The 5151-nt window shown below is 47.3% G+C and carries 6 protein-coding genes; 2 read left to right on the top strand and 4 right to left on the bottom strand.

The annotated features are described in order from the left end of the window. Nucleotides 1-333: 333 nt before the first annotated feature. Together P5674_RS01795 and P5674_RS01790 are read left to right on the top strand one after the other, a co-directional pair. A complete protein-coding gene (locus P5674_RS01795; protein ID WP_315669751.1) occupies nucleotides 334-567 on the top strand; it encodes a hypothetical protein in 234 nt (77 codons plus the stop codon). After that, nucleotides 564-1973, top strand: coding sequence for a hypothetical protein (locus P5674_RS01790; protein WP_315669750.1), 1410 nt, complete (start codon nucleotides 564-566; stop codon nucleotides 1971-1973). Before P5674_RS01795 ends, P5674_RS01790 begins: the two co-directional genes overlap by 4 nt. Before the next feature lie 31 nt (nucleotides 1974-2004). Here the strand turns inward: P5674_RS01790 and P5674_RS01785 are convergent, their stop codons facing one another. Genes P5674_RS01785 through P5674_RS01770 form a run of 4 tightly spaced genes read right to left on the bottom strand, consistent with a single transcriptional unit; the run spans nucleotide 2005 to nucleotide 4897 of the window. After that, a complete protein-coding gene (locus tag P5674_RS01785) occupies nucleotides 2005-2292 on the bottom strand; it encodes a TMEM165/GDT1 family protein (protein ID WP_315669748.1) in 288 nt (95 codons plus the stop codon). A 34-nt stretch (nucleotides 2293-2326) separates the two neighbouring features. Beyond that, nucleotides 2327-2782, bottom strand: a complete 456-nt coding sequence (locus P5674_RS01780; protein ID WP_315669747.1) for a TMEM165/GDT1 family protein — start codon at nucleotides 2780-2782, stop codon at nucleotides 2327-2329. Between the two features lie 54 nt (nucleotides 2783-2836). Then, nucleotides 2837-3193 carry a YkgJ family cysteine cluster protein gene (locus P5674_RS01775; protein WP_006616297.1) on the bottom strand — a complete coding sequence of 119 codons (357 nt, stop codon included), beginning with the start codon at nucleotides 3191-3193 and terminating at the stop codon, nucleotides 2837-2839. A gap of 42 nt (nucleotides 3194-3235) precedes the next feature. Next, nucleotides 3236-4897, bottom strand: coding sequence for a Ycf66 family protein (locus P5674_RS01770; protein WP_315669746.1), 1662 nt, complete (start codon nucleotides 4895-4897; stop codon nucleotides 3236-3238). Nucleotides 4898-5151 lie beyond the last annotated feature (254 nt).

Below are 5151 nucleotides of genomic sequence, written 5' to 3'. Positions count from 1 at the left end.
CAACTCAGGAGTCGTAGGTTGGGTGAAGCGACAGCGCAACCCAACAAATCCGGCTAAAATGTTGGGTTACATTTCATTCCACCCAACCTACAAAATCCTACAAAATCCCAACTCAGGAGTCGTAGGTTGGGTGAAGCGACAGCGCAACCCAACAAATCCGGCTAAAATGTTGGGTTACATTTCATTCCACCCAACCTACAAAATCCTACAAAATCCCAACTCAGGAGTCGTAGGTTGGGTGAAGCGACAGCGCAACCCAACAAATCCGGCTAAAATGTTGGGTTACATTTCATTCCACCCAACCTACAAAATACAAACTTAGGAGCTTAACCCATGTCATCCCCAGCGATTCAAGAATTAGTGACTCTGGTTGAATCTTTACCCGATACGGTTCAAAACCAAGTGATTGCACATTTACGGGACTATATCGCCGATTTGCAAGATGAACAACGGTGGAATACGGCGTTTAATCGGACTCAATCTGCCTTAGTCTCCGCCGCACGTCAAGCCAAACAACAACGCGCCGCCGGACAAGCCACTCCCATAGATTATAACCCATTACAATGAACATTTTCGCCCCCAATCTCTATTTATGCGCTTACCATCTCCGGGAAGATGACACCGAGGGAGAGACTCACCCCCTGTGGTCAAATTGCGATCGCCTTCTCTCCCACCTCACCGAAACCCGACTGATACCCCATCTTCACCACGGCGAAAATCGCATCCTCCTCCCCCCACCCGACAAGCAGATTTCCTTCACCCTCACCGACTCCAACGATATCGAAGGCTTTATCCAACCTGTCCAACTTCAAGAAGACAGTTATGGGGTATTTCTGAATATTGGCTATGATGATAGCGACACCACCAACCTTGTGGAAATTCCCATTCTGGAACAGTTGAACCCCAACCAGATTTTACCCTTTCCCCCAAGCCCATATTTTCTCGGACAAACTCTGCTATTAACCCTAAATTTAACCCCAGAAAATCAAGATTTGCAAGGTTCGGAATTAACCAAATTAGCCAATCAATGCTATCAGGCTTTATTCAATCAAAAGGCTGACCCCTCTCGCAGTCGGGAATTATTTGGGAGTCCGATTTTTGAATATGGGAATCCCCGCGAACCCGATAAATACCCCCATGTTCTCATCTGGCTATTCCGAGATGAACTCGCCGACCAAACCCTGCAAAAAAACCAATGCTTTTCTTCCATCTTTGACCTGTTTTTCTATCGCCATAAAGTCAGCAAGGCTTTTCAAGATAGCCGGGAGATTTACCAGCAACTCAAACAATATTATCTCAGCCTAGACCCCACCTTAGACCAAATTCAAGCCCAAATTGATAGCGCCAAACCTGACCCCCAAGATAATACCTATCTCCAGGATTTCAAAACTCAGTTAAAACAACTATCCGCTGATTCTCTGATTTACGATCGCCTCCTGCGGAAAATGAAAGATTTTGGCACAACAATTAACATAAATCTTAACAATTATAATGACACAATTGAGGGGATTTGTGCTAAACTAGGAATCGATAAGGAAGAACTATCATTGTGGCGGTATTTCGGAGAAGAAACGGGGCCGTACTTCCGGGGACAAATTGCCGCCAATTTAAGTTATTTTGAACAGGGGACGGGGTTAATTAGTCAGGCGATCGCCTCTATTCGCGCCATTGTGGAAATTGACCAAGCCCAGTGCGATCGCCAACGCCAAGAAGCCGACGCGAAATATTACCAACAGCAACAAGACGCTAACCAGGACTTACAAAACCATATCCAAGCCGTGGGTGTGGGAATTGCGGCGGGTGCGATCGTCGCTTCAACTTCCGGGTTAGTGACTGAACCTTGGGAGCGTCCTGATAGCGATCGCTTTTCGCTACCGTATAGGCATCCCTTCATTATAGCATTGGTGGCGAGTATTATTTGTGCAGTTGGTGCGTGGTGGGTCGCCGAGAAATTGATTAAAAGGGTGAAATGAAATGTAACCCCCCATGAGGGGTTAAAGTAGGTTAATCTTCCGTGGTTTTCCTACTGTTCCATAATAGGCGAGTTCCCATAATTGCAAATCCGATCGCCGCCGCCATTTTCACCCATTGAGTCGGTAAAATTTCCGCCACACCCTGACCTACCAACACCCCGATCAGACTAGCCAAGACGAGGGCTGATGCTGTCCCAAAAAAGATCGCTTTCGGGGATTTCGTCGTACCACTTAGGGCGATCGCTGCTACTTGGCTTTTATCTCCCAACTCCGATAAAAAGACCGTAATAAAACTCAGTCCTAACAGTTGTAAATCCATTGATATTTAATACTTAATTTTACCAGCCCATCAACTAATGCAAAACCTCCCAGAATATGATAGCAGAAATCAATAACAAAGTCAAGCCCGCCGCCCGTTCTAAGGTTTGGGGTTGAATATGACGCGCCAACCATTGACCTAGCAAAACCCCCAATAAACTGGTAGTAATCAAAGCGCTTCCCGCTCCCAAAAACACCACCCAAGGATTATGAGATTCCGCCGTAATTAATAAAGTAGTAATCTGGGTTTTATCCCCCATTTCCGCCAGAAATATGGTGAAAAATGTCGAAGTAAAAATCGCCCAAATTTTGATAGTTCCCGCAGCACCAGAAACCATATCTGGTTGTGTGGAAGAGTCAACCTGGAGACTATCGGGGTCAATTATGGTAGTTTCATTTAACGGTTGTTCCTGACAGTTAGGACTCACAGGAAGGCTATTAGACTGATTTGGGGAAGAATCCACAGGATCGGAAATTAGTGTCACTGACATTTTATGAAACAATTATGAAATCCAATTTAACCTAATCTGCTCGAAGATGCAAGGCTACTCACCCCAACCCACAGCCTGGTTAAACCGCTCCATTTCTGGGGAGTCCTCCCCATAAACCCCGATAATCTGTTGCTGACAGCAATCAATCGCAAAATCATTTAACTGGTCTGGTTCAATACCATAGAGGTCTTCAAAGACATCAGCTTGGACTCGACAAAACCGAGGGCGATCGCTGTAGATACTACATTCGCGGGTATCATGATTAAAATGAATGCACCAACCATCAGAACCCACCAAGCTGAGATACAATTGTAGTTCCTCAGCCCCCAGATATTCGTCTAATTCCGGGCGTTCTGTCGGGTCAAGATGACAGCAAGCGCCACACTCTTTAACACAAAGCCAGGTTGCCACTTTTTCTCCCAAATAATCAATTGGATCTATATTTTACCTTGATTATCTCTTGCGTTTAGGCTTTCTGGGACGTTTCAAGGCGCGGGGTGTTTTGTCGTCGTCGTCGTCGTCCTCGTCCTCGTCCTCGTCTTCCGCAACACCAGAATCAGAATCAGATTCAGATTGAGTCCCCTTTTCCTCCTCTGTCTCTGTTGACGACTTCTCAGATTCTAAACTCTCTGAGGTTTCAGGACTGTCTGAGGCTTCAGGTTCTGGAGTCCCTATGATTGTCTCTGAGGGAGACTTTTCAGCAGAATCTGTTCTGACCTCCTCAGAGTCCGCTACTGGAGAAACGACAGTTTCAGCCTCGGTTTCTGGTGTATCTGTCGCCGTAGGTTCCGCCTCAGCTTTGATATTACCATCTTGATGCTCCCCATCTGTAGGTTCTACGCTGGGGACAGTCTCAACATTAGTAGCATCAGCTTTGACATTACTATCTTGATGCTCCTCATCTGTAGGTTCCTCATCTGTAGGTTCCTCATCTGTAGGTTCCACCGTTGACACTGGGTCAGCAGTAGCACCACTATGATCAGATTCTATATCTGGGGTTGAAACTTGACCAGCTTCTGGTGTATCGGGGGAGTTAGTTTTTTCCGCCTCAGAGGGAGAAGCATTATCAGTGTCGGTTTCCCAACTATCATCATTATCATCCCAATCAGAAGCATCCCCTTGTGTTTCTGGAGCTTTCGGGTTGTCCTTAGAAGTATCCGGCGCTTCAGTTTTGGCGGGTTCTTTCTTTTTGCGATCGCCAAATATGCCTTTTAAACCAGCCAACAAGCCACCTAATCCTTTGGATTTCTTAGGTTCACTAGGTTGATCTTCCGGCACTTTAGCAGATTCTACCGGCTCAGGTTTGGTTACCTCTGGAGTTTCTGTCACCTCCTCTGTTGGGGTTTCCTCCGCCTTCGATACTTCCTCCGATACTGTCTCGGATACTGTCTCGGATACTTCCTCAGCCGTGGGGGTTTCCGCTTCCGCTGTTGTGGTGGGTTCGGGTGCAACTTCGGCCACTTGTGGCTCAGAAACTGCTAATTCTGGTTCCTCGGTGATAGTTTCTGGTTCAACTACTGGCGCAACCGCTTCAGTCTCCGCCACCACAGGGGATGGTTCTGCTGGCGCTTCTGCTTCTTCTGTAGTAGCTACAGGTTCCGCCACAGGTTCCGCCACAGGTTCCGCTACAGGTTCCGCCACAGGTTCCGCCACAGGTTCCGCCACAGGTTCCGCCACAGGTTCAGTTACGGGTTTTACTTCTTCTGGTGTAACCGGAGTGGCGGCGGGGGTTGGGGGTTCAGAAGCCTTTTTAGCCTTTTTAGATGATGGTTTAGGGGTGGTAGATTTTTTAACGCTACGGCTGCTAAATAAGCCTGAGACCTTCTGTTTGACAGGGGTTGGGAGGGGGGTTTGTAAATGAGCTGGTGTCACTTCCCGACGCAATAAGAGGGTCTGCCAACCTAACCAACCCAACAGGGCGACACTAGCAGTTTGACCCAAAAGAATTGCCCCGGTGAAGCGTGCTGCACACACCCATAGAATTAGGGCGTAGAATAAACCCACACCACTCCAGATAAAGTCACTTTTGCGATGAACCTCTGGAAAGAAGAAAGCAGCCATGTATAGGGTAAAGCTCCCTAAGCCAACTGCGATCGCTAGGATGTATGCCAGCATCTTTAGCTCCACAAATCTCTACTGCCGACATTGTACATCTCAGCGCGACCTAACTGAGTAATCGATAATTAATAATGGCTTATCCTGGTGCGTCAGTTTTCGATTTTCGGGTGATTCATTGGGTGGCCGCTTCTGACGCACCCTACCATATTCGCTCTCTGGTGCGTCAGTTTTCGATTTTCGGGTGATTCATTGGGTGGGCTGCTTCTGACGCACCCTACCATATTCGCTCTCTGGTGCGTCAGTTTTCGATT

This window comes from Limnospira sp. PMC 289.06, assembly GCF_032350395.1.
GTDB classification, from domain to species: Bacteria; Cyanobacteriota; Cyanobacteriia; order Cyanobacteriales; family Microcoleaceae; genus Limnospira; species Limnospira platensis.
The sequence above is the reverse complement of the archived record's forward strand: the minus strand, read 5'-3'. Positions and strand labels throughout refer to the sequence as shown.